The following is a 22,206-nucleotide window of genomic DNA, read 5'->3' as shown; positions in this document are numbered from 1 at the left end:
GAAAAGAGAGTCGACCCTGTGCGGGCGACTCTCTTTTGAATTACGCTTCTTTTTTCTTACGGAACCGTGCGAAGAACTCATACACGATTGGAACGATGAGGAGCGTCAATAGCGTTGAACTTGTCAATCCACCGATGACGGTCACACCGAGACCTTTCGAAATCAAAGCGCCACCTTCAAGACCGAGCGCGAGCGGTGCGAGGGCACCAATCGTCGCGAGTGCCGTCATGAGGATTGGACGGAGGCGCGTACCGGCTGCCTCGAGCAAGGCATCACGCGTCGAGAGACCAGCTTCTTCTTTATGAATAACACGGTCAATCAAGACGATGGCGTTCGTGACAACGATCCCAATCAACATGAGCGCTCCAATCAAGGCAGATACCGAGATCGTCTCGCCTGTAATGAGGAGAGCGACAAGTCCCCCGATAATCGCGTAAGGGAGCGAGAATAGGACGACGAACGGCGTGACAGCACCACCGAACGTGATAACAAGCACCAAGTAGACGATGGCGACGGCCGCGAGCATGGCGAGACCGAGCTGGGTGAACGATTCTTGAATCTGTTCAGTGACCCCACCGACGTCATACGAGACACCAGTCGGGAGCTCGATGTCAGACACACGTTCTTCGATAGCAGCCGAAGCTTCCGTCGCTTTGTCCGTGCTGAGCTCGACGTTGACGCGAGCGAGGAGCTTCCCGTCGCGTTGGACGAGCGTATCCGGTGTCGTACCTTCCTCGACTTCGATGAAGTCCGAGATTGGCCGAGGGCCGAACGGCGTCGTCACTTCTTGTTCTTGCAACTCTTCGATGCTGTCGTACGTGACTTGTTCTGTCGGGATGATGACATCGAGTTGCTTGTCATCGATCGTCACGGTCGAAAGCGGGCTTTCTTGCGCTTGGAACTGTCCAATCGTCTGGGCGAGCTGAGCGGCCGAGACGCCTGCCTCAGCAGTAGCTTGCTGGTCGACGTTGAACGTGTACTGCACGTAAGATTCGCGAAGATCGGACGTCGCTTGACGGACGTAATCCGTCTCTTCTTCAATCGTCTCGATGAATGTCGGGACGATGGCTTCTAGATCTTCGAGCGAGTTGGCATAGACGTTGTACGTCACGCCACTCGTGCCGGCGCCGCCGGCGAAGTCTTGCTCTTTCCATTCCCCGCCTGTAGCGAGTTCGTTCAAGCGTTCGACGTCAGCGATTTTGACGTCAGCGAAATCTTCTGTGTCCGGGTCATACTGGACGATGAAAATCCCTTGTTTGTTGTTCCCCGGGTTGAGCGGGTTCTCGCCACCGACCGTGAATTGGACGTCGGTCGCGTCTGCTTGCTCTTCCATGAAATAAGTTTCGGCGATTTCAGCTGCCGCAATCGAATCGTCAAGTGTTTGGCCCGGTTCTGGGTCGAACGTGACGTAAAGCGTCTTCTCCGACTCTTGGTTCAAGAAGTTGACCCCGATGGCTGGGACGAGGGCGAAACTTCCGATTAAGAGTGCTGTCGCGAGACCGAAGACGACGAGTTTATGGTTGAGCGACCAGTTGAGGACACCACGATACCATTGCGCGAGCTTCCCTGGTCCTTCTTCTGGTTTCAATTTATCGCGGTTCTTAAAGAACGAGTCGGCCATCATCGGTACGACCGTGATCGCGACGAGTAATGACGCGAGCAAGGCGAAGACGACGGTCAAGGCGAACGGTAAGAACAGCTCACCGACGAAGCCAGTGACGAACCCGAGCGGCAAGAAGACAGCGATTGTGACGATCGTCGACGACGCGATCGGAATGAACACTTCTTTCGTCGAGGCGATAATCAGTTCTTTGCCTCGCAACGTTTCGTTCGGACGGGTGAGGCGGCGGTAAATGTTCTCAATGACGACGATGGAGTCGTCGACGACGCGTCCGATGGCGACGGTCATCGCGCCGAGCGTCATGATGTTAAGCGTGATGTCGAGCTGTTTCAAGACGATCAATGCCATAAGGAGCGAGAGCGGAATCGAGATGACCGCAATAATCGTCGAGCGGAAGTTACGAAGGAACACGAGAATGATCAAGATGGCGAACAAGCCACCGAGCAACGCTTTCGAGACCATCGTCTCGACCGATTCTTCAATCGGTTGACCTTGGTCGAGCGTGACCGATACTTTGGCCGTGTCATAGTCGGCTTCGAAGTCGGCGAGCACGTCTTTGACGGCGTTGACGACGTCGACGGTGTTCGCATCTTGTGTTTTCGTCACTTGAATCCCGATGGAACGTTCCCCGTTCGACCGTGAAATCGATTCCTCGATCCCGCGGTCTTCAATCGTCGCGAGTTCGCTCAAGGCGACGGTCGGGACAGTCGTCGGGATGTTGGCTGGTGGCACGGCACCTGGCACTTCAGTCGGGACTTGTGGAGTCTCGCCAGTCGGAAGTTCTGTTGGCGCACCTGGCACCGGCTGTTCCGTTTGTGCGGGTGAGTACGGGATTTGGAGGTCGCGGAACGCCTCGAGCGTCTCTGACTTCCCGTCGATGACGACGGCTTGTTCCGTATCACCGAGTTCATACAAGCCGAGCGCGATGCGGGCATCGTTCGCTTGAATCAACTGTTTGACCGTGTCTTCCGTCAAGTTGTATTCGGCAAGTGCCTCCTCGTCGAACTGAAGCTCGACGCGACGAATCTCTTGTCCGGCGATTTGCACGGTCTGAGCGCCTTCGACACCTTCAAGCGCTGGTTGTAACTCATCTTCAACCAATTTCGTCAATTCAGCCAAATCGAGACTCTCATCCGAGACGGCTGCCCCGATGACCGGGAACGCGTCAAAGCTGAGACGCGACACTTGCGGGTCTTGAACGGCTTCAGGCAACTCGACGTTGCTGAGCGCGTCTTTGACGAGTTGTTCAGCCTCTTCCATGTCGGTGCTGAAGTCGTAATCAATTTGAATGTTTGAAGCGTTCTGGAACGAAGACGAACGAACTTGTTCGACACCGTTCAAGCTCTTCAAGCGCTCTTCGAGCACGGTGCTCACTTCATCGAGCACTTGTTCAGGTGAGGCTCCTGGATAAATCGTCGTCACCGAGACGGTCGGTGTCGTGATGTCAGGCAATGTTTCTAGTTTCATCGTCAAGCCGGCGAAAATTCCGGCGGCTGTCAAGATGATCGTCATCAACCAGACTGCGAACTTGTTGTTGACGGAGAAGGACGTGATTTTCTGCATGGGGTTCATTTCTCCTCTGATGGTTTAGTCTGTTTTACCCGCATCGATATGCCGGGCTCGCTCGATCAAGCGAGCGATAATGTCGTGCTTCAAGGCAGGGGGGGCGACGCCGACGTTGAAGTGCTCGGACATCATCATGCCTTCGAGTGCATAACGGATGATCATCGTCTCGACGGGGTCGCTCGTCTGTTGAAACGCTGCGAAGAACGTGTCGAGGTCATGCTTCCACCGTTCGGCGTACTCTTGGTCGACAGCGAACAGCGTCAAGAAGGCAATCATCTTCTCGGCGTCGATTTGAATCGGTGAACGCTCGGGATGGAGTTTCGTCTCGTCAAATAGGCGGACGAACGCTTCGACAGGACCGTTGCCGTCCGCTTGAAGCGACTCGTACAACTCGTTTTGCTCGGTTTGGAGCCGTTCGACGATGGCGGTCAACAGCGCTTCTTTGGATGGATAATGATACAGGAGACCACCTTTCGAGACGCCAGCCGTCTTGGCGACTTCATCTAATGTAAGATGATGCACACCATGCTCCATGATGATATCCGTCGCGGCATCCAACAATTTCTGTTTCGTGATCATTGATCGGTTTGTCATGTCATGCCTCCTTTCTGTACCGACCAGACGGTTTGTTCTCTTTCACTATAGAGGGCTAGTCGTTTTAAAGTCAAGAAATGATAAGGTCAAAACTGTTAAGTTATATACGTATAACTACGGTAAACGATTTCAAAAAAAGGTTGACGTGAGAATGATTATCAGTGATGATAGTAACTGAGAGTAATTATCATTACCAATAATAGAGATGAATAAGTGGGGGATTATGAAATGAACAAAAAGTACATGGCACTTGGCCTTTCGGCTGCGCTCACAACATCGCTTCTTGCGGCTTGCGCCAGCACAGAAGAAACGACGACTTCAAGCGACAACGAGACAGCAGAAGAGTCAAAAGTCGTTAATGTTTACTCGAGCCGTCACTATGATGTCGATAAAGAGCTTTACAAGCAGTTCGAAGAAGAGACAGGCGTGAAAGTCAACGTCGTCGAAGGGAAGAGCGATGAGTTGCTCGAGCGTTTGAACACAGAAGGCGATAACACGGAAGCCGATCTCTTCATCACAGCGGATGCAGGGAACTTGTATCAAGCGAAAGAAGCGGGACACCTGCAAGCGGTCGATAGCGACGTGCTTGAGTCGAACGTCCCAGAGAAATATCGTGACACAGATAAAGAATGGTTCGGTCTCACGAAACGGGCGCGTGTCATCGTCTATGCGAAAGACCGCGTGAAACCAGAAGACTTGTCAACGTATGAAGCACTCACAGAAGAACAGTGGAACGGCAAAGTACTCGTCCGTCCGTCTGAGAACATGTACAACATCTCGCTCCTCGCCTCATTCATCGAAGTGAACGGTGTCGACCAGGCAAAAGAGTGGGCGAAAGGCATGGTCAACAACTTTGCACGCGACCCACAAGGGAACGACCGTGACCAAGCGAAAGCAGTCGTGGCCGGTGAAGGTGATGTCGCCATTATGAACACCTACTACATGGGTCTCATGTTGAATTCGGAAGATGCGGAAGAGAAGAAAGTCGCTGAACAACTTGGCGTCTTCTTCCCGAACCAAGATACGACGGGGACACACGTGAACATCTCAGGAATCGCGATGACGAAAGCCTCGAAGAACTCGGAGAACGCGAAGAAGCTCATGGAGTTCATGTCTGATCCGTCGGCACAAGAGCAGTTCGCGAGCGTAAACTACGAGTATCCAGTAAATGAATCGGTTGAACCGAACGAACTCCTTAAATCATGGGGTGAGTTCAAAGAGCAGGACATCAACTTGTCTGTCCTCGGTGAAAACCAGCAAGAAGCCATCCGCGTCTTCAACGAAGCGGGCTGGAAATAAGAAGACTTCGGCTTGAACAGACGTTCAGGCCGAAGATTTTTGCGTTTCTCGACACGCTAGCGGTACAACGAGAGCGTTGAACCTGATATGATGGGACAGGAAGTGACTGAACGAAAGAAGAACGGGAGTTGTACGACATGAACTGGTACGCGCTGAAACGACAACTGAATGGATGGGCCATCCTCAGCTTTATCGCGCTCTTGTTCATCGTCCTGCCAGGTGTCGTCGTCTTGGTCGAACTATTCGCACCGGTCAATGACAACTGGCAACACATCCGCGAGTATTTGTTGCCGACTTACGTACGCAATACCCTGTTCATCATGCTTGCGACCGGCCTGCTGACGACGATTATCGGGACGAGCTTAGCTTGGTTCGTCACGGTATACGACTTCCCGTTCCGTAAGTTCTTCAAATGGGCGCTCATCTTACCGCTCGCCATCCCGCCTTATATCGGGGGATACACGTATCACGGGATTTTGAACTATACGGGCGTCATCCAGACGACGCTACGCAATGAGTTCGGCATCACCGTCGACCAGACGTATTTCAACATCATGACGATTCAAGGAACGGTGTTCATCTTCACGCTGTTCTTGTATCCATACATTTACACGATCACGCGGGCCTTCTTGCACAACCAATCGTCCTCGATGATTGAGAACGCCCGCATCCTCGGCCGCGGCTCATGGGATATCTTCTTCACCGTCGTCATCCCGATTTCGCGTGTCGCCATCATCGGCGGGGTCAGCCTCGTGTTGATGGAAGTATTGAACGACTATGGGGTCGTCAAATACTTCGGGATTCAAACGTTCAGCACGGCCATCTTCAGTACGTGGTTCGGGATGAAAGATACGTCCTCGGCGCTGAAACTCGCCGGGACGCTCATGATTCTCGTCATCGCCATCTTGACGATGGAACGTCTCGTCCGAGGTCGGAAGCAGTTCAGCTATGCGACGACGAAAGTGAAGCCGCTCAAACCGAGACAATTGAACGGGTGGCACCGCTACGCCGTATTCGGCTATGTGGCGACCATCTTCGCCGTCGCGTTCCTCATCCCGTTCGTGCAGCTCGTCGCTTGGACGGTATTGACGTTCGAACAAGTGTTCACGGCCGAGTTTTTCCGCCTCGTCTGGAACACGGTGAGCGTGGCGTTCATTGCGACCGTGATCATTCTCGTGTTCGCGCTCATCATCGCCAACTACACGCGCCTGTTCCCGTCGAACATGACACGCGTCATCTCGAAAGTGACGACGCTCGGTTATTCGATTCCGGGAGCGGCCATCGCCATCGCCGTCATCACGTTGTTCTTGCTGCTTGATGAGTGGGTGCTGAACGTGGCGCTCGCCTTGGATTTAGGCCAGACGTTCGTGTTCAGGACGACGCTCATCATGCTCATCTTCGCCTACGTCATCCGCTTCCTCGCCATCGGCTATAACTCGATCGAGAGCGGATTTGAGAAAGTCGGCAAATCGTTCACGGAAGCGTCGCGCATGCTCGGCTGGGGAACGGTGCAGACGTTCTTCCGAGTCGACATCCCGATGATTAAAGGGGCGATCATGAGCGCGTTCATCCTCGTCTTTATCGATATTATGAAAGAATTGCCGCTGACGCTGTTTTTACAGCCGTTCAATTTTTCGACGCTCGCCACACAGGCGTTCAAATATGTCAGTGACGAGAAGATACATGAGGCCGCGCTCGCCTCAATCGTCATCGTGCTCATGAGCGGACTGTTGATCTTTGTGTTCCATAAGGTGCTTGATAAGGAGGCCGACTAATGTTTGTTCAAATCAACGATTTACACTTCAGCTATAAAGGTGCGCAAGCCGAGACGATTAAAGGATTCTCAATCTCGATCACGAAAGGTGAAATCGTCTCGCTTCTCGGTGACAGCGGTTCTGGGAAGAGTACGATTTTACGCCTCATCGCAGGACTTGAGATGCCGAATCAAGGCGTCGTCGTCGTCAACGATTGTGTCTGTTGCGACGATTGCCAGTTCATGCCGCCTGAACAGCGTGGTGTCGGGATGGTGTTCCAAGACTATGCGCTCTTCCCGCATATGACCGTTGAGAAGAACATCCGCTTCGGTCTGCATAAATTGAGCCGGAAAGAGCGGAACGAGCGTGTCGAAGAGATGCTGACGCTCGTGAACTTGTCCGAGTTCCGTCATCGCTATCCGTATGAGCTCAGTGGTGGTCAGCAACAGCGTGTCGCGCTCGCGCGTGCGTTGGCACCGAAACCATCGCTCCTCATCTTGGATGAGCCGTTCAGCAACTTGGACACGTCGCTCCAACATCGCATTCGGGACGATTTGCGCCGCCTCCTCAAACAGACGGGAACGACGACCATCTTCGTTACCCACGATGAAGAGGATGCGGAGGCGCTCGCCGACCGTATCGTCTATCTCGGAGAAGGCAAAATTAAAAAGCAGGTTATGACGGAGAACAACAAGACGTTCAATCCGCAGATTCCTTGCTTTGTATAAGTACTGCGCACTCATTCATCAAAAATGGGTGCGTTTTTTTGTGAAATTCATTACTTAAAGAATAGATTGTCTAAAGCAGACAGATGCTCCTGCCAATCCGACCAGTGGAATTGGAGTGATGTGATTAATCCAGTCCCTCCGAAGCTAATCGTACTTTCATGAGACGCATAAATAATCCAGTTCATTTTTTGGTCAAACCAATAACGTTCTAAATACCGACCATCATAACAAGGATCTAATGAAGCGGTGTCGATTTGCCATAGCGTACCGTCCTCATGCAGTTCAAATATTAGCTCCGTCCCTTGGTCCCATATCCATTGGCGGATTTCTTCGATTTTTTGATCAACATCTTCAATGTAATCGCTATCGAATGCAATCACATCGAGTCGACGAGAGGTGGAAAGAGGATACCAATAATGCGAATCGTTCACACCCCAAATGGTGCGAATTCTTCTCTTCAACTGATTTGCAAAAGGTTTTGAAAGTTGAGTCCTCATGACTTGAAACTCCTTATCTTAAATCGATGTATTATTTGCTACATTCACTATATATGGAAAACAGAAAAAAGGCCCTTAGATTTTTTATCCAAGGGCCTTTTATGTCTACTTCACTGTCTGAGACGGCTTCGACTCGTTCCCGAGTTGATCGATCGCTGTCACATAATAAGCTGCCTGCTCGTTCGTGACCTCGATGCTCTTCCGGGCGTGCGACGGTATACTTTCGATATGTGTCGTTTCACCATCGGCCACTTCGTAGACGCGATAGCCAATGACGGCGTCGTCACGGACGGCGTGCCACGTCAATAAGTTCCCGCGGAGTTCGACGCTCGTCGGTGCATCAAGTTCGACTTCGGTATTGATCTTGGTATCGACAAGTTCGGTATAGACGACGAAGCGCTCATCATAACCGCCGTCACCGAACGTACCGGAACACGTGATCAAGTTCAAATGTCGACTCGAGGTCGCTCCGAAGATGTCTTCGATTGGTGCGTTTTTCGTATCGTAACTCTCTGTTTTTGTGACACGAAACGTCAACGTGTTGCCATTCTCGTCGATAATTGTCACGTCATCGCCTGTCTTCAGCTGATCGAGTTCATAGAAGACGGCGGGGCCGGTCTTACTGTCCACATGTCCGGCGATGACGGCATTCCCTTTACTGCCTGGCTTGACGCCGGGCTCGAACCAACCGACTTGGTTCTCGTCTTTTGGGACGCCCATCTGTCCGTTGTCGAGTACACCGACCTGTTCGATTGCGGTGTCGACCTTGATTTTAGGAATTTGAAGTTGGACGGGTGTCGCGGCCTTGGCACTTTCCTCTTCCTCGGCTAATCGGAGCTTCTTCACCTCTTCCTGTAGAAGTGAGAATTCAGCCGATAAATCTGGGCTCTCCTCTATTTGTTTTTCTTCTACAGGTGGTGACGACGATTCTTGGGCGCTCGTCCACGTCCAGAAGCCAAAACAAAAGAGAGAGAGCGCCAGAAACAAATGGCGCTTGTTCATGGGGCTCCCTCCTTATTGAATTATTGTTCAGACACTTTACGGTTGCGAAGCGTTACGAAGGCGAGTAAGATTCCGCCAAGTACAGCAAGGCCAGCGTAGAGCGTGTTCATTGATTGTTCTTGTGCACCACCGAGACCTGTTTCAGGCATCTCTTCAGGCATTGTTGTTTCAGCGAACTTGTCAGGCATTTGTGTCACGATCGCGTTACCGAGTGTCTCACCAACACCGAACATGAACGCGTATCCTTCACGGAATGACATCCAAGCGGCATCCGCATCACCAGCTACATACTGATCGAACGTTTGAAGCACGAGGGCCTCATGTTGTTTGATGGCTTCTTGGCCAGCTTCTTGTGGCAAGTTACCTTCTGTCGCTGCATCGAGGAATGTGCTGAAATCGACAGCGAACTGGTCGAGCTTCATGCGTGCTTCTTCAATTTTAGCTTCGTCGCCTTCGAGTGTAGCGGCAACGATGTCACCTTGGGCTGTGATGTGGTTCCCGTTCCATACTTTTTCGAATTGGGCCGCACCTTCGTCACCATAGACTGAACCGATGGCTGCTTTGAAATCGAGTGTGTTCTGATCTTCAGCCCAGCTCACGTAGTCGAAGTCTTCTGCTTGATCGTAGCCTTTTTGCATGCCGATTGCTGCGAGGGCGAAGTGTTCACCAGCAAGGCTGTTCAATGTTGAACGAAGCTCGACGGCCGGTGTGTCAGCAGCAGTTTCAAACTTGTCAGGCATCTGTGTGACGATTGCGCCTGAGAGGGCTTTACTGATGTCGAACATGAGCTTGTACCCTTCACGGTACGTCATGTATGCCGACTCGTAGTCACCTGCGACATAGTTGTCGAATACTGAGAGAACTTGGTCTTCGTGAAGCTCGAGTACGTCAGCGGCTGCGTCTTTTGGTAAGTTACCTTCTGTTGCTGCATCAAGGAATGTTGAGAACTCTTCGACGAATTCGTCGACCTCAGCTTCAGCGTCAGCGCGAAGCTCTTTGTCTTCTGATTTAGCCGCTTCAACGAAGTCAGCTGAGTAGTCGTTGTGACCAGCGAAGATGTCTTCGAACTGGGCTGCGCCTTCATCTCCGTAAATTGAAGCGATGGCCGGTGTCATGTCGAGTGCGTTTTGATCGAGTGCCTTCATCGCGACTTCAGCGTCTGGTGCTCCATCATAAGCTTTCATCATCGATGTGACGGCTAAGACGTAATGCTCAGACAGTAATTGATCGAGCGTGGCTCGTAAGTCACCTGCTGGTGTGCTTGCTGTCGGCGCGTGATCCGCTGCCTGTGCATTCAATGGGACGAGTAAGCCGAGTGCGAGTGCCGGTGCTACAATCTTGTTCATTGTTTTCTTCTTCATGGGTAATCGCTCCTTTTTTTGAGTGGTTGTCGTTGTTTACACCCATCTAACGGAGCGGTTCAAAAAATGGATCACTCTTTTTTTATTTTTTTTCGTTTTTTTGTTGAAGTGTGCGATAAACCCCTGGTGCGACGCCATATTTTCGTTTAAAGATTCGATGAAAATATGGATAGGAGCGGAATCCGGACAGCTCGGCGATCCGTTCGAGAGAGTGTTGCGTATACTGCATCTGTTCTTCGGCGAGCTGGAGTCGAATCGATTGGGCATAGGCGACAATCGTCATACCGGTCACTTCTTTGAACAAGTGGACGGTCCGCGATACACTGAGCCCGACCGCGTCGGCGACGTCCGCCACTTTGAAGTCGCTCGTGACGTTTCCTTCTATATAACGCATCATGCGTGACACGACCGGTGGCCGCACGTTCGCTTGCACTTCTTGGACGGAACGGTCGAGCATGAGAAGCAAGGCTTCAATCAGCGTTTCAATCAAGGCCGGACTTTGTTCAGTCGTCGGGCGTCGTGCCTCTTCGGTGATGTGTTGCCAGAGTGACAACAGGCGAGGGTCGATCGAGATGGACGTGATGCGGGAACGATTCGTCGCAGTCCACCACGTATCAAGTGATGAACCGTTGCAGAAGAGATGATAATCTCCGCTCGCCGGGGTGTCGACATGCAGTTCGTACTCGTCACCAGGTTTGACGAGCAACAAATCGCCAGGCCGTACCGTATACGTCTCTCCATTGACGACGATTCGTGCCGTGCCTTCAGTCTGCAAGCGAATCAAATACGTCTCCAATCGATTAGGGGAAGGAAAAGTGTAGGTCGTTGTATGATACGAATAGCCACAAAAGCCAATTTCCATCGAATCATCCTTTCTTAATAGCAAAATCGTGCATATTCTCATCATATCATGGATAGAAATCAAGGCGAGGAGCGGGTACGATGAAATCGACAGAACGTATGAGGAGGATGAAACATGAAACAATGGTGGAAAGAAGCGGTCGTCTATCAAATTTACCCGCGCAGCTTTAATGACTCGAACGGTGACGGGATTGGGGACATCCCTGGAATCACCGAGAAGATGTCGTATTTGGCGGAACTCGGCATCGATGTCATCTGGCTATCGCCGGTGTACGATTCACCGAACGACGACAACGGATACGACATCCGCGATTACCGGGCCATCATGGATGAGTTCGGAACGATGGACGATTTTGATGCGATGCTCGAAGAAGCGCATCGTCACGGCATCAAAATTATGATGGACCTCGTCGTCAACCACTCGTCGGACGAACACCAATGGTTCATGGAGTCGCGCTCCTCAAAAGACAGCCCATATCGGGACTACTACATTTGGAAAAAAGGCGAGAACGGTCAGCCACCGACGAACTGGGGTGCTTTCTTCGGAGGGAGTGCCTGGCAATACGATGAGGCAAGCGACGAATACTACTTGCATCTGTTCAGCAAAAAGCAACCAGACTTGAACTGGGAGTCAGAGACGTTGCGCCGTGAAGTATACGATTTGATGACGTACTGGCTCGACAAAGGGGTCGACGGTTTCCGAATGGATGTCATCAACATGATTTCGAAAGATCCGAGTTATCCAGACGGCGAGACGCGGGGGACAGGTTACGGGGACGGCACACCGTTCTTCTTCAATGGGCCGCGCATCCATGAGTTCATGCAGGAGATGAATCGTGAGGTCCTGTCGAAATACGATACGATCACGGTTGGTGAGATGCCGGGCGTCAGCGTCGACGAGGCGAAGCTTTATACAGGAACAGACCGTGACGAGTTGAACATGGTGTTCCATTTCGAACACGTCGACGTCGGCAACGGCAGTTTCGGCAAATGGAATCCGACGGACTGGAAGTTGACGGACTTGAAGACAATCTTCTCGCGTTGGCAAGAAGGTCTTGAAGAAGATGGCTGGAACAGTCTCTACTGGAGCAACCATGACCAACCGCGAGCCATTTCACGGTTCGGGAACGACTCGGACGAGTATCGTGTCGTCTCTGGCAAGATGCTGGCGACGCTCCTGCACATGCTGAAAGGGACGCCATACATCTATCAAGGTGAAGAGTTCGGGATGACGAACGTGGCGTTCGACTCGATTGATGAGTACCGTGACATCGAGACACTCAACGCGTATCGGGATTACACGACGAATGGCTTATTGACGCATGATGAGATTTTCCGCGGTATTCACGCACGTGGGCGCGACAACTCGCGGACACCGGTCCAGTGGTCGGCCGAGGCGCAAGGCGGATTCACGTCCGGAACACCTTGGATTGGGGTCAACCCGAACTATACGACCGTGAACGCGGAAGCGGCGCGGCGTGATCCAGACTCGCTGTTCCATTACTATCGCCAGTTGATTCAGCTCCGGAAACAAAATCCGATCGTTGTCTACGGGAAGTATGAACTGTTACTCCCAGACGATGAAGCGGTATACGCCTTCACTCGAACGTTCGAAGGGGAGACGTGGCTCGTGCTCTGCAACTTCTCGGATGAGACGGTGACACGCGAACTCCCGTATGACGTGACAGAACGTGTCATCGGGAACATGGAACCGATCGAACCGTTCACGCTTCGTCCGTATGAAGCGCAAGTGTATAAAGTGTGACGAAAAAAACTCGCCTCCGTGGCGAGTTTTTGTTGTGTCGTTAGTAAAGATGCCCCGTTTCGGGAATAAGGATAGTAGAGTCTGAACGAAAAGGGGGAAACGCGATGAATACGTTAATCGCTTATTCGACCCGCTACGGGACGAGTGAGAAAGTTGCCCATTTGTTGGCCGAACGGCTTCCGGGAGACGTTCACATCCAAAATGTAGTCGAGCAGCCGGATGTCGAGTGGGAGACGGTCGACCATGTGATTGTCGGCAGCTCGATCCGGATGGGCAAAATTCAAGACGAGATGACGGCTTGGCTGCACAGGAACGAAACCCAACTGCTCAAACGACCGCTCGGCCTCTATTTATGTGCCGGTACGCCGACTGCGGCCGAACGGCAACGAGAACTCGAGGATGCTTATCGAGAAGTGTTGCGGGCACATGCTTATTTCGTCGAAGTCGTCGGCAACGGCTATGATTTCGAACGAATGGGCTTTCTCGACAAAGCCATCGTCCGCATGATGGCGAAACAGACGGTGAGTTCACTCAATTTAGATGAGGCGATGCTCGATGAACTCGTCGAGTCGGCTCAAGCGTCATTGCGTACGCGATCGGAAAACCCATAAGCGAATAAATCATGGGCCTCGATCGGGCTACTCGTGGAGATGAGTACATCTCCACTTTTTTGTTCGCCTTCAATCCGACGGAGCATGACGTTCGTCAGTTGCCCGCCGACTTTCAACGCGACCGGGGCCGAGTTACGGCAAATGACGTCCTCGATTGTGACGTGATCGGTCCGGTTATCGCCGCCGAACAGTTCGATGTCGGCCCGTCCCGAAGTAAACCCGCTCGCCGCAATCCGTTTCAAGCGGACGTTCCGAGACTTGTATTGAACGGCGAGCGCCGGATTTCCACGATAGTCATATTCAGGATTCCCAATCGCCGTGAACCCGTGAATGAACACGTCTTGATACGCTGATATGACAAGGCTACGCGCAGAAGACTTCTTATAAAGACTGGAACGGACCGGCTCCATCGAGACGAGGTTCGTCCCTGAAAGGAAGCGTGCCGTCTTCGACTGCGGATCATCAGCCAAGTGGTGGCTGATGTGCCGGAAGTTGAACGAGCGATTATCGTGATATGAGAAGTGTCCGAATATGTGGACGTCGTGAGCGGCTGAAGACGTCCCGTGCGCCTTCACTTCGACGCCCCCGAAGCAACCCTCGCTCATATTGTTGACGAGTGTGACATGGCGTGACCCGTCATCAATCTCGATTCCGTTCGAGTTCGAGAATCCATGGGCATGGGTGCGTCCGTGTGGATGATGACAATAGCAGTTCGTGATATAGATGGCGTCACTATGGTGGGTCGTGATGCCATCGTCGCCGTAATTCGTCGCCTCGCAATGATCGAGCCACACGTAGCGGCTACCTTTTTTGGCGCGTAATCCGTCTCCCAAGTAATGATAGTGGGGTGCAGTGATATCAAAGGCATGCAGTCCCGCGTTTTTCGCCGTGACGTGATGGATCCAACCGAATTTGACGTGCGCGAACGTCAACGCGCTCGAAGCGGTATCGCCACTCGACGTCCGGTCGACGTCACCGAGGCGCTCCACGTTCCAGTCGAGCGTCAAATGTGCGACTTCGATATGGTGGTTGCCGGCGAAGGGAGTCGCATTTCGAAGTAATCGTCGATGTTTCGGGGCCCGGTCCGAGAGCTTGATGATCGTTTCCTGCTGGCTTGCCCCTTCAAGCACACAGTTCGACGGGATACGGATGCCGCGGACGATATATACGCCGGCCGGCACGTGGACGTGGCGGTTCGACCTAAGGGCGAGCCGGAAAGCGAGGGTGCAATCCGTCTGCCCATCCCCGATGGCGCCATAATCGGTGACGTCGACGTGCTGACGCGTCATTTGCCTCAAGTTCAAGTGCTCGGCGTCGAGCCGACGCATCCACACCGGGCGGACGATTCCTTCTACTATTTCAAGCGGCAACGAACTCGTCACTGGAACGATACGCTCCGTCATTGGCAAATGGGAGAGATAAGTTTTTGCTTGATCGGGATAGGCCGTACGTCGAGTCGCCTCATGCCAATCGAGTGTTTCCGTCAGTAACTTATCAAGTGCCCAATTCGAATGCTGGGCGATCGTGGCGGCAATGTTCGAACGGTCAATGTATGCTGTCATATGGTTCATCCTCCTAGCGTTCACTACAATTGGATGTACCCGTTTTAGAAGTATTTTTAGCAAACCGAAGTATTTAGTAGACAGAAGCATTTATCCATGGTATATTCTATATGTGCTTAATTAAGAATAGCTGGAAACATAATTCACAAAACGCTTTGGATTATTTTTCGTTTAAGATAATCCTAGAGGTTTGTGATTTTTTATTGGTCAGTTTTTTCTAGTAAGGCACTACTAGAACGCACAGCGTTTATTTCAGGAGGGTTCATTATGAACACAGGTAAAGTAAAATGGTTTAACTCAGAAAAAGGTTACGGCTTCATCGAAATGGAAGGCGGAGACGACGTATTCGTACACTTCTCAGCAATCCAAGGCGACGGCTTCAAGACACTTGAAGAAGGCCAAGCAGTAACTTTCGAAATCACTGACGGAGCTCGTGGACCACAAGCTTCTAACGTTGAAAAAATCTAATCTTCCTTTCTAAGGAATTTTATAACCTGCTCGCTTCGGCGAGCAGGTTTTTTGTTGTCCGCGTGTTTAATCACTTGCCCCGGGGGAATCAATATACGAGTGACTACCACAAGGAGGTTTTTCAGAATGGATGCAATGCAAACGGCAAAACAGATTTTAGATCATAGTAACGTAGGGACAATGGCAACGGTTTATAAAGGGAAGCCGCACAGCCGTTATATGACATTTTTCCATGATGACTTGACGCTCTACACCGCAACTTCGAAAGAAACGGATAAAGTGGATGAACTGAAAAATAATCCGTATACACATATTTTGATTGGCTATGACGGGGACGGCGTCGGGGATACGTACCTCGAGATTTTAGGCGAGACGAGTGTATCTGACGATGAATCGATGAAAGAAAAGGTATGGAACGAGAAACTCGAAGGTTGGTTCGAAGGTCCGGATGATCCAAAACTCGTCATCTTAAAAATCGCGCCACAATCGATGCGCGTGATGAATAAAAAAGGACAGCCACCTCAAGAGGTGAAGTTGTAACTCAAACAAGGACGTCCCTCGCGGACGTCCTTTTCGAATTGACTAATTTCCAAAAAGTGACTGACCTGTGACGCACATATGAACGAAACGTGAACTTTTGTCCTAACCTATGTGAAAAGATGAACATGGATGGTATATTGTGAATGTAATCACATATAAGTCATCATTCACTCATTCTAAGGAGGAATTATCATGTTCACAAAATTTTGGCAGAACCACAACGTCGCCACCGGTATTTTGACAGTCCTTCGCGTCTGGCTCGGCTATCACTGGCTCACAGCAGGTTGGGGCAAAATCACAGGCGGATTTGGTTCAGAAGGATATCTTCAAAACGCAGCTTCTCTCGCCACGGGTGATCACCCAGCCGTTGCCGGTTGGTGGGCAGCATTCCTTGAAAACTTCGCCATCCCGAACGCAGCCTTGTTCGATGTGTTGATCCCATACGGTGAATTCCTAGTCGGTCTTGGACTCTTAGTGGGTGCCCTCACACGTAGCGCAGCCTTCTTCGGTCTCGTCATGAACATGGCGTTCTTGCTCTCAGGTACGGTCAGCACGAACCCGACGATGTTAATCGTATCAGTCCTCATTCTCGTCGCAGGCTACAATGCTGGTAAACTTGGCGTCGATGGATTGTTCCTTCGCAAGTTCGTGGAAACAAAAGTCATGCATCGTTCACCAAATCGTCAAATAGCGTAACGACTTTATGACGTTCTCCTGTGACAAACCTCACCACTTTCGGCTACGATGAACGTAGCATCGATTGAAAAGGAGAACGAATATGAACGCGACACATTTTAAATGGCTCGGATACACAGAAGGAGTGTCTTTCTTACTCTTGTTGCTCATCGCGATGCCGCTCAAGTATTTGGCGGGCATGCCGCTCGCTGTCAGTATCGTCGGCGCCGCCCATGGTTTCCTGTTCGTCGCTTACGTGGCGGCAGCCGTCTATATGGCATGGCGTTTCAACTGGGGCTTCAAAGTGTTGGTCCTCGCCGTCATGGCGTCGGTCATCCCACTCGGACCGTTCTTGTTAGAGAAACGCGTCCTTCCATCAACAGAAAAGACATCGAACTGAAAAACGTTCGATGTCTTTTTGTGTTCACGCACTTTCTGCTTTCGCTGACACATTTGCTTTTTTCGGCAGCGATGTCGTGACGGATCCGATACATCGCGAACAACGTAATGGTGAGCAGGCAGAGCATACAAATCGTATAGAGTGAAGCGACCGGCATCCATTCGCTCAATAGGCCAAACACGATGAATCCGAACGGTGTGATGCCCATGGCGAGGGATTCGAGAACACCGATCACGCGACCGAGATAACTTGGTTCCGTGTTCGTCTGTAAATAGAGCTGGATGGGGATATTGACGCGGATGATGAAGAATCCGCTTAATAAGGCGAAACCAGCGAAGAAGACGATAGCTGGTGTGACTGAGAAGTCAAAATAGAGCGGGACGGCCGGTCCGATAAAGAGGCAACTGATAATGATTAGCGCGGTTCGGGTCGTGGCTAGCCGATGCTTGATTTGAAAGACCGGTAACGCATGGGCGAGCGAGGCGACTAAAAAGCCGACGGCGAACATGCTTTCTAAAAAGCCGAACTGGAGCGGACTGACGCCGACTTCTTGTAGGGCGGCAATCGGGAATAGTACTTCTGCGGCAACGAAGAAGAAATTGAGCAATGCTGCTAAAAGGGTCAACGTCCAAAGTACGCGCTGGCGTTTCAAGTAGTGGAAGCCAGATTGGACCTCGTTCCAAGTCGATTGCTCGGTGGGGACATGGTCATACGTTTTAAAGTGGAGACGAGAGGCGAGAAAGGCGGCGATGACAAACAAGAGCGACGAACTGAACAAAAATGCCGAGACGGGCAGCAAAGTGAACAGTGCCCCGGCGAGCAATGGCGTGCTGATGCTAGAGATGGAAATGGTGCTTTGAATGAGCGAGTTTGCGCGTTGGAGCCCGTCTTCGTCAAACAAGAGCGGAATCGAGCTCGACAACGTGACCGATAAGAAAGTCGAGACGACAGAGAGCAGACATGTGATAATCAAGAAAGCAGGGACGCCGAACGTCCAGACGAGACTCGCGATGCCAGCAGCCAAAAATAATAAGGCGTTCACTGACTCCATCGTGATAATCACGCGTTTGCGATCCAGTTTGTCGGCAAACGCCCCAGCAAACGGAGATAATAAGACACGTGGCACTGTGCCGGCAAGCAAGACGAGTGCGAACTGTAGTCCCGAACCGGACGTCGTCAGAACCGTCAGTCCCGCGACGAACGTGAAGAGACTGGATGCAAACAACGACATGAATTTTCCGAGCAATAATACATACAAGTTTGATGAAGTGGTCGTCATATCGATTCTCCTTTACAGTTAAGTTCAATCTGATTTAACTTTATAGTAAACGATGACACTCGATTTGTATACAATAAGTTCAATTAAATTTAACTTTTAAGAGGTGCTCTATGATTGGACAACGGATTAAAGCGTTACGCAAAGAAAAAAAACTGACGCAAAGCCAGCTCGCTGAAGGCATCATCACGAAATCGATGCTCAGTATGATTGAGAACGGCAAAGCAGAGACGTCGATGCGCAGCCTTCGTGAAATCGCGAAACGACTCGACGTGTCGGTACAGTCATTGCTCGTCGATCCTCGCGAGGAGGACTTACAGAAAATCGTCGAGGAGATTGAATATACGCAAGGAGGTCTCCACTCATGGGAAGACGAGGCCGTTCAGAAGGCGCTCCTCCCTTACGTGGACGTTGAGATGAACTCGGTATGGCAAGGGAAGGCGTACACGTTACTCGCGGACAGTGTATTTTATAGTGGGAATCAACAACAACTGTTGGAGTGGTATGATCGGGCAATCGCGGTGTTTGAGCGGCTCGAGGAGAAAGAAGAATTGATTATGGCCCGCATCAGCCAAGCGTTTTATCTGCTTATGTGGAATCGGTTTGATGAGGCAATTGAACGGATCGATACGATTGAATTGATTGATTCGAGAAGCATGAAGACGAAGACCCGCGTCGAATTCAGCATGTTGATGGTGTTCCGAAATATGTTGTATGACGACGATTTACCGGGCGCGATTCGTCGTCTCGAGGACACGCTCGATTATATGAAACGAACGAAAATGTATTATCGGGTCGACGATGTGTATCGAACGATTGCGATTTGTGCCCTCTATTTGAAAGATGAAGCGGCGATTGTCGATGCGCTGCAAAAAGCGAAACAATACACGAATTTCACGGACGACGTGACGATGAAAATACGCTTGGCGATGACGGAAGCGCTCTATGCGATTGAATATCGGAAGACGGAGCTGCTCCATCAACAGATTGTGGTCATGAACCAACTGCTAGACGGAAATACAGAATTCATCGCGGCGTTCGAGATGAGTAAAGGTGTCTATTTCGCCTTGACCGGTGAGACAGAGGCAGCCCGGCAATCGTTTTTGAAACTGTTGGAGCATCATGATCAATGGTCGAAGCATGGATTTGTCGATCAAGCGATTTATTTCGAAGGGTTATTAATTGGAACGAGTCACGGGTGTGGGGATGAATGGGTCCCGTTGATCGAACGAGAAGTGGGTCTGTTCCCGGAAGGTCGTTTCCGCAGCCATCTGATGTCGCTCATCAAAAAAATCAAGGGCTGACGCGTCAGCCCTTGAACGTTTGGATGAGTGTCCCTTTGCCGTTCTCGACTTGAATCGAGGCATGGGCACCGTTGATCAGTGTCATTTGCGGCGGGACGTGTCCGCAGTCGATGTCGTAGATGACAGGAACGTCGAGCAATGCCTGTAGTTCCGTATACACGTCCTCTGCCGTGTAGCCTTGGACGGGCTGTTGGGCCGCACTGCGTCCGAACAGAATGCCAGACGTATGATCGAACCAACCGGCCCACTTCATTTGAAGCAGGGTCCGTTTGAGTGCCGGTACATCGAGCTCGGAGTTCTCGAAATACCAAAGAATCGGTTCCCCGTTCAAATGGGTCTGTTGGAACGTAGCGACGTCGCCATACGGTGTGCCGATCGTATGCAACAAGACGTCGATACAGCCGCCGATCAGTCGTCCGGTCGCTTCCGTCCCACCGAGTGATTTCCATTCGGTCGGCTCGGTCAAGTGATACACATGAGGGCTCGGGTTCTCATGCTGCCACTCTTTTTGGAACTGTTCCGAGGCGAGCTGGATGACCGTCTTGCCTTCTTTCGTCGATACGACGTCGAGCCAACGCGAGCTCGTCGCGTCCCATTCTTCGCCGCGCAGGTCGACGAGGTTTGTGCCGTGGGCCGAGGCGATGCCGGTCTTGAGCGTGTACACGAATAAAAATAAGCTGACGTCCGAATATCCGAGCATCCATTTCGGCGGGAGCGCATCCCAGTCGATGGTGTCTAATAGCTCGATCAATAAGACGCCGCCCCATGGCGGAATAATCAGGTCAATGGCCTCGTCATGGAACAAGCGCGTCAACTCATCGGCCCGGACTTCTGCCGGTGCCGATTTCGCTTTGTCTTGCGTCCAGACCGATGGTTCAAATTGAAGCGTGAAGCCATGGCGAGTGAATGTGGCTTCGGCCTCGTGGAGCAACTTGTGCAGTTCAGTAGGAACACCCGATGAAGGGGCCGTCACACCGAAGTGATGACCGGTTAACTGTGGATAACGAATCATGTGAGCCTCCTGTGGATAAGTGATAGATGATGTTACGGAAATGGGTTATCCACATGTGGACAATTTATTTGTTGCGCATGCGTTCGGCGTGTTGAATGCCCCAAGCGTTCATCGTCTCGAGCACCGGGATGAGCGTCTTCCCATACTCGCTCAAGCGATAGTCGACACGAGGCGGCACCTCCGGATAGACGGTCCGGATGATGAGGTCCTGCTCTTCTAAGTCGCGGAGCTGGGCCGTCAAAATCTTTTGACTGATGTTCGGAAGGGAACGTTTCAATTCGCTGAACCGCAACGTGTCTTCGTTGATGAGTGCGAGTAAAATCGATGGTTTCCATTTTCCCGTGATCATCTCGAGTGCGGTATCGACCTCACAGCTTGAAATCAGTGGCATCTGTCTCACTCCTCTCTAAGTATCCTTTAGGTAACTATACCACCTTTTTGTGCCGTCTTCTGTCGATCCTACTTAGCGAGTATACTGAGGACAGAGGTGATCAACTATGAAATTAACAAACATACAACTCGGCGCTGTCACGCTGCGCGTCAATGATTTAGAAACGATGAAAACGTATTATGAGCGCGTCATCGGAATGGATGTGCTCGAGACGACAGAGAATCGCGTCACGCTCGGAACGCATGAAATGGCACTTGTCGTCTTACATGAAGTGAAGGGTGTTCGTCTGAATCCACGAGCAGCCGGCTTGTTCCATATGGCCATTTTATTGCCGGACCGTGTCGAACTCGGACGGATTCTTCGTCATTTGATTGAGCAACGGATTGAAGTCGGCCAAGGTGATCATTTGGTCAGCGAGGCGTTTTATTTGAGCGACCCGGAAGGCAACGGCATCGAGCTCTACGCGGATCGTCCCCGAGAGCAGTGGGAATATGAAGCGAACGGTCATGTGAAGATGTCGACGGATCCGGTTGAATATGAATCGATGCTCGAGGCGGCGGCCGACCGTCCGTTCACGGGCCTTCCGAACGGGACGACGATGGGGCATGTCCACTTCAAAGTACGTTCCTTAGAAGCGGCAAAATTATTCTATCAAGATCGTCTCGGTTTCACGGTGACGACCGATTCGTATCCAGGCGCCTTATTTTTAGCTGCCGACGGGTATCATCACCATATCGGGACGAACGTCTGGGCCCGGCCGAGCCAGGCGATGGGACAAGAGGCTGGTCTGGAGGCGTGGACGCTTTTGGTCGACGCAGAGACGAACCGCGCGCTTGGCGGGACGACACCGGAATGGTCGCTCACCGACGATGATGGCATCAAGGTAAATATAAAAAGCGTGGACTAATTGTCCGCGCTT

General features: G+C 51.5%; 21 protein-coding genes. 11 read left to right on the top strand and 10 right to left on the bottom strand.

The window, feature by feature from the left end; all coding sequences use genetic code 11:
- Positions 1–40: 40 nt before the first annotated feature.
- Positions 41–3,184 carry an efflux RND transporter permease subunit gene (locus KNP74_RS09070; RefSeq protein ID WP_214764085.1) on the bottom strand — a complete coding sequence of 1,048 codons (3,144 nt, stop codon included), beginning with the start codon at positions 3,182–3,184 and terminating at the stop codon, positions 41–43.
- Between the two features lie 24 nt (positions 3,185–3,208).
- Complete coding sequence (locus KNP74_RS09065) at positions 3,209–3,781, bottom strand: TetR/AcrR family transcriptional regulator (RefSeq protein ID WP_138860114.1); 573 nt, start codon at positions 3,779–3,781, stop codon at positions 3,209–3,211.
- A 228-nt stretch (positions 3,782–4,009) separates the two neighbouring features.
- Between KNP74_RS09065 and KNP74_RS09060 the strand changes: the two genes are divergently transcribed.
- The 3 genes from KNP74_RS09060 to KNP74_RS09050 all read left to right on the top strand — a co-directional run bounded on the left by KNP74_RS09060 (position 4,010) and on the right by KNP74_RS09050 (position 7,562).
- Complete coding sequence (locus KNP74_RS09060) at positions 4,010–5,080, top strand: Fe(3+) ABC transporter substrate-binding protein (protein ID WP_138860113.1); 1,071 nt, start codon at positions 4,010–4,012, stop codon at positions 5,078–5,080.
- Between the two features lie 137 nt (positions 5,081–5,217).
- The gene (locus KNP74_RS09055) at positions 5,218–6,855 is read left to right on the top strand and encodes an ABC transporter permease (RefSeq protein ID WP_138860112.1); all 1,638 of its coding nucleotides are present in this window, start codon (positions 5,218–5,220) and stop codon (positions 6,853–6,855) included.
- Positions 6,855–7,562 (top strand): ABC transporter ATP-binding protein, encoded by a 708-nt coding sequence (locus KNP74_RS09050; protein ID WP_138860111.1) that lies wholly within the window; start codon positions 6,855–6,857, stop codon positions 7,560–7,562. The genes KNP74_RS09055 and KNP74_RS09050 overlap by 1 nt, the downstream gene beginning before the upstream one ends.
- Positions 7,563–7,612: 50 nt before the next feature.
- On the opposite strand, the gene KNP74_RS09045 is transcribed toward KNP74_RS09050, so the two are convergent.
- The 4 genes from KNP74_RS09045 to KNP74_RS09030 form a co-directional block, all read right to left on the bottom strand.
- On the bottom strand, positions 7,613–8,059 hold the full coding sequence (locus tag KNP74_RS09045) for a hypothetical protein (protein WP_214764084.1): 447 nt from the start codon (positions 8,057–8,059) through the stop codon (positions 7,613–7,615).
- A gap of 105 nt (positions 8,060–8,164) precedes the next feature.
- Positions 8,165–9,061 carry a class F sortase gene (locus KNP74_RS09040; RefSeq protein ID WP_214764083.1) on the bottom strand — a complete coding sequence of 299 codons (897 nt, stop codon included), beginning with the start codon at positions 9,059–9,061 and terminating at the stop codon, positions 8,165–8,167.
- Positions 9,062–9,081: 20 nt separating this feature from the next.
- Entirely contained in the window at positions 9,082–10,407 is a 1,326-nt protein-coding gene (locus KNP74_RS09035; protein WP_251130135.1) for a globin family protein, read from the bottom strand.
- Positions 10,408–10,504: 97 nt separating this feature from the next.
- Positions 10,505–11,284 carry a helix-turn-helix domain-containing protein gene (locus KNP74_RS09030; protein WP_214764081.1) on the bottom strand — a complete coding sequence of 260 codons (780 nt, stop codon included), beginning with the start codon at positions 11,282–11,284 and terminating at the stop codon, positions 10,505–10,507.
- 114 nt (positions 11,285–11,398) lie between these two features.
- Between KNP74_RS09030 and KNP74_RS09025 the strand changes: the two genes are divergently transcribed.
- Together KNP74_RS09025 and KNP74_RS09020 are read left to right on the top strand one after the other, a co-directional pair.
- Positions 11,399–13,048, top strand: coding sequence for a glycoside hydrolase family 13 protein (locus tag KNP74_RS09025; protein WP_214764080.1), 1,650 nt, complete (start codon positions 11,399–11,401; stop codon positions 13,046–13,048).
- A 104-nt stretch (positions 13,049–13,152) separates the two neighbouring features.
- The gene (locus tag KNP74_RS09020; protein ID WP_214709715.1) at positions 13,153–13,659 is read left to right on the top strand and encodes a flavodoxin domain-containing protein; all 507 of its coding nucleotides are present in this window, start codon (positions 13,153–13,155) and stop codon (positions 13,657–13,659) included.
- On the opposite strand, the gene KNP74_RS09015 is transcribed toward KNP74_RS09020, so the two are convergent.
- Positions 13,623–15,221 carry a glycoside hydrolase family 55 protein gene (locus KNP74_RS09015; RefSeq protein ID WP_214764079.1) on the bottom strand — a complete coding sequence of 533 codons (1,599 nt, stop codon included), beginning with the start codon at positions 15,219–15,221 and terminating at the stop codon, positions 13,623–13,625. The two genes, KNP74_RS09020 and KNP74_RS09015, sit on opposite strands and share 37 nt — an antisense overlap.
- Positions 15,222–15,488: 267 nt before the next feature.
- Between KNP74_RS09015 and KNP74_RS09010 the strand changes: the two genes are divergently transcribed.
- The 4 genes from KNP74_RS09010 to KNP74_RS08995 all read left to right on the top strand — a co-directional run bounded on the left by KNP74_RS09010 (position 15,489) and on the right by KNP74_RS08995 (position 17,304).
- On the top strand, positions 15,489–15,689 hold the full coding sequence (locus KNP74_RS09010; RefSeq protein WP_016507985.1) for a cold-shock protein: 201 nt from the start codon (positions 15,489–15,491) through the stop codon (positions 15,687–15,689).
- A 126-nt stretch (positions 15,690–15,815) separates the two neighbouring features.
- Positions 15,816–16,229, top strand: coding sequence for a pyridoxamine 5'-phosphate oxidase family protein (locus KNP74_RS09005; RefSeq protein ID WP_214764078.1), 414 nt, complete (start codon positions 15,816–15,818; stop codon positions 16,227–16,229).
- Positions 16,230–16,421: 192 nt separating this feature from the next.
- On the top strand, positions 16,422–16,925 hold the full coding sequence (locus tag KNP74_RS09000; RefSeq protein WP_029596303.1) for a DoxX family protein: 504 nt from the start codon (positions 16,422–16,424) through the stop codon (positions 16,923–16,925).
- A gap of 82 nt (positions 16,926–17,007) precedes the next feature.
- Positions 17,008–17,304 (top strand): DUF3817 domain-containing protein, encoded by a 297-nt coding sequence (locus KNP74_RS08995; protein WP_029596302.1) that lies wholly within the window; start codon positions 17,008–17,010, stop codon positions 17,302–17,304.
- Here KNP74_RS08995 and KNP74_RS08990 read toward each other — a convergent pair.
- Positions 17,237–18,583 (bottom strand): MFS transporter, encoded by a 1,347-nt coding sequence (locus KNP74_RS08990; RefSeq protein ID WP_214764077.1) that lies wholly within the window; start codon positions 18,581–18,583, stop codon positions 17,237–17,239. The two genes, KNP74_RS08995 and KNP74_RS08990, sit on opposite strands and share 68 nt — an antisense overlap.
- Before the next feature lie 110 nt (positions 18,584–18,693).
- Between KNP74_RS08990 and KNP74_RS08985 the strand changes: the two genes are divergently transcribed.
- Entirely contained in the window at positions 18,694–19,884 is a 1,191-nt protein-coding gene (locus KNP74_RS08985; protein WP_029596300.1) for a helix-turn-helix domain-containing protein, read from the top strand.
- A gap of 4 nt (positions 19,885–19,888) precedes the next feature.
- On the opposite strand, the gene KNP74_RS08980 is transcribed toward KNP74_RS08985, so the two are convergent.
- Together KNP74_RS08980 and KNP74_RS08975 are read right to left on the bottom strand one after the other, a co-directional pair.
- Complete coding sequence (locus KNP74_RS08980; protein WP_214764076.1) at positions 19,889–20,896, bottom strand: S66 family peptidase; 1,008 nt, start codon at positions 20,894–20,896, stop codon at positions 19,889–19,891.
- A 64-nt stretch (positions 20,897–20,960) separates the two neighbouring features.
- Positions 20,961–21,287: a winged helix-turn-helix transcriptional regulator gene (locus KNP74_RS08975; protein ID WP_034780682.1), complete on the bottom strand. Its 327-nt coding sequence runs from the start codon at positions 21,285–21,287 to the stop codon at positions 20,961–20,963.
- A gap of 106 nt (positions 21,288–21,393) precedes the next feature.
- Between KNP74_RS08975 and KNP74_RS08970 the strand changes: the two genes are divergently transcribed.
- Complete coding sequence (locus KNP74_RS08970; RefSeq protein WP_214764075.1) at positions 21,394–22,194, top strand: VOC family protein; 801 nt, start codon at positions 21,394–21,396, stop codon at positions 22,192–22,194.
- Positions 22,195–22,206: the final 12 nt, after the last annotated feature.

It is taken from the genome of Exiguobacterium sp. s141, assembly GCF_018618085.1.
Taxonomy (GTDB): Bacteria; Bacillota; Bacilli; order Exiguobacteriales; family Exiguobacteriaceae; genus Exiguobacterium; species Exiguobacterium mexicanum_A.
The sequence above is the reverse complement of the archived record's forward strand: the minus strand, read 5'-3'. Positions and strand labels throughout refer to the sequence as shown.

What these genes read in the sequence shown, in the direction of transcription:
- KNP74_RS08995 (WP_029596302.1), top strand. Translation starts at nt 17,008, where the DNA reads ATGAACGCGACACATTTTAAATGGCTCGGATACACAGAAGGAGTGTCT.
- KNP74_RS09065 (WP_138860114.1), bottom strand. Translation starts at nt 3,781, where the DNA reads ATGACAAACCGATCAATGATCACGAAACAGAAATTGTTGGATGCCGCG.
- KNP74_RS08980 (WP_214764076.1), bottom strand. Translation starts at nt 20,896, where the DNA reads ATGATTCGTTATCCACAGTTAACCGGTCATCACTTCGGTGTGACGGCC.
- KNP74_RS09025 (WP_214764080.1), top strand. Translation starts at nt 11,399, where the DNA reads ATGAAACAATGGTGGAAAGAAGCGGTCGTCTATCAAATTTACCCGCGC.
- KNP74_RS09055 (WP_138860112.1), top strand. Translation starts at nt 5,218, where the DNA reads ATGAACTGGTACGCGCTGAAACGACAACTGAATGGATGGGCCATCCTC.
- KNP74_RS09010 (WP_016507985.1), top strand. Translation starts at nt 15,489, where the DNA reads ATGAACACAGGTAAAGTAAAATGGTTTAACTCAGAAAAAGGTTACGGC.
- KNP74_RS09035 (WP_251130135.1), bottom strand. Translation starts at nt 10,407, where the DNA reads ATGAACAAGATTGTAGCACCGGCACTCGCACTCGGCTTACTCGTCCCA.
- KNP74_RS09060 (WP_138860113.1), top strand. Translation starts at nt 4,010, where the DNA reads ATGAACAAAAAGTACATGGCACTTGGCCTTTCGGCTGCGCTCACAACA.
- KNP74_RS09050 (WP_138860111.1), top strand. Translation starts at nt 6,855, where the DNA reads ATGTTTGTTCAAATCAACGATTTACACTTCAGCTATAAAGGTGCGCAA.
- KNP74_RS08990 (WP_214764077.1), bottom strand. Translation starts at nt 18,583, where the DNA reads ATGACGACCACTTCATCAAACTTGTATGTATTATTGCTCGGAAAATTC.
- KNP74_RS09020 (WP_214709715.1), top strand. Translation starts at nt 13,153, where the DNA reads ATGAATACGTTAATCGCTTATTCGACCCGCTACGGGACGAGTGAGAAA.
- KNP74_RS08970 (WP_214764075.1), top strand. Translation starts at nt 21,394, where the DNA reads ATGAAATTAACAAACATACAACTCGGCGCTGTCACGCTGCGCGTCAAT.
- KNP74_RS08985 (WP_029596300.1), top strand. Translation starts at nt 18,694, where the DNA reads ATGATTGGACAACGGATTAAAGCGTTACGCAAAGAAAAAAAACTGACG.
- KNP74_RS09015 (WP_214764079.1), bottom strand. Translation starts at nt 15,221, where the DNA reads ATGACAGCATACATTGACCGTTCGAACATTGCCGCCACGATCGCCCAG.
- KNP74_RS09030 (WP_214764081.1), bottom strand. Translation starts at nt 11,284, where the DNA reads ATGGAAATTGGCTTTTGTGGCTATTCGTATCATACAACGACCTACACT.
- KNP74_RS09005 (WP_214764078.1), top strand. Translation starts at nt 15,816, where the DNA reads ATGGATGCAATGCAAACGGCAAAACAGATTTTAGATCATAGTAACGTA.
- KNP74_RS09040 (WP_214764083.1), bottom strand. Translation starts at nt 9,061, where the DNA reads ATGAACAAGCGCCATTTGTTTCTGGCGCTCTCTCTCTTTTGTTTTGGC.
- KNP74_RS09045 (WP_214764084.1), bottom strand. Translation starts at nt 8,059, where the DNA reads ATGAGGACTCAACTTTCAAAACCTTTTGCAAATCAGTTGAAGAGAAGA.
- KNP74_RS08975 (WP_034780682.1), bottom strand. Translation starts at nt 21,287, where the DNA reads ATGCCACTGATTTCAAGCTGTGAGGTCGATACCGCACTCGAGATGATC.
- KNP74_RS09000 (WP_029596303.1), top strand. Translation starts at nt 16,422, where the DNA reads ATGTTCACAAAATTTTGGCAGAACCACAACGTCGCCACCGGTATTTTG.
- KNP74_RS09070 (WP_214764085.1), bottom strand. Translation starts at nt 3,184, where the DNA reads ATGCAGAAAATCACGTCCTTCTCCGTCAACAACAAGTTCGCAGTCTGG.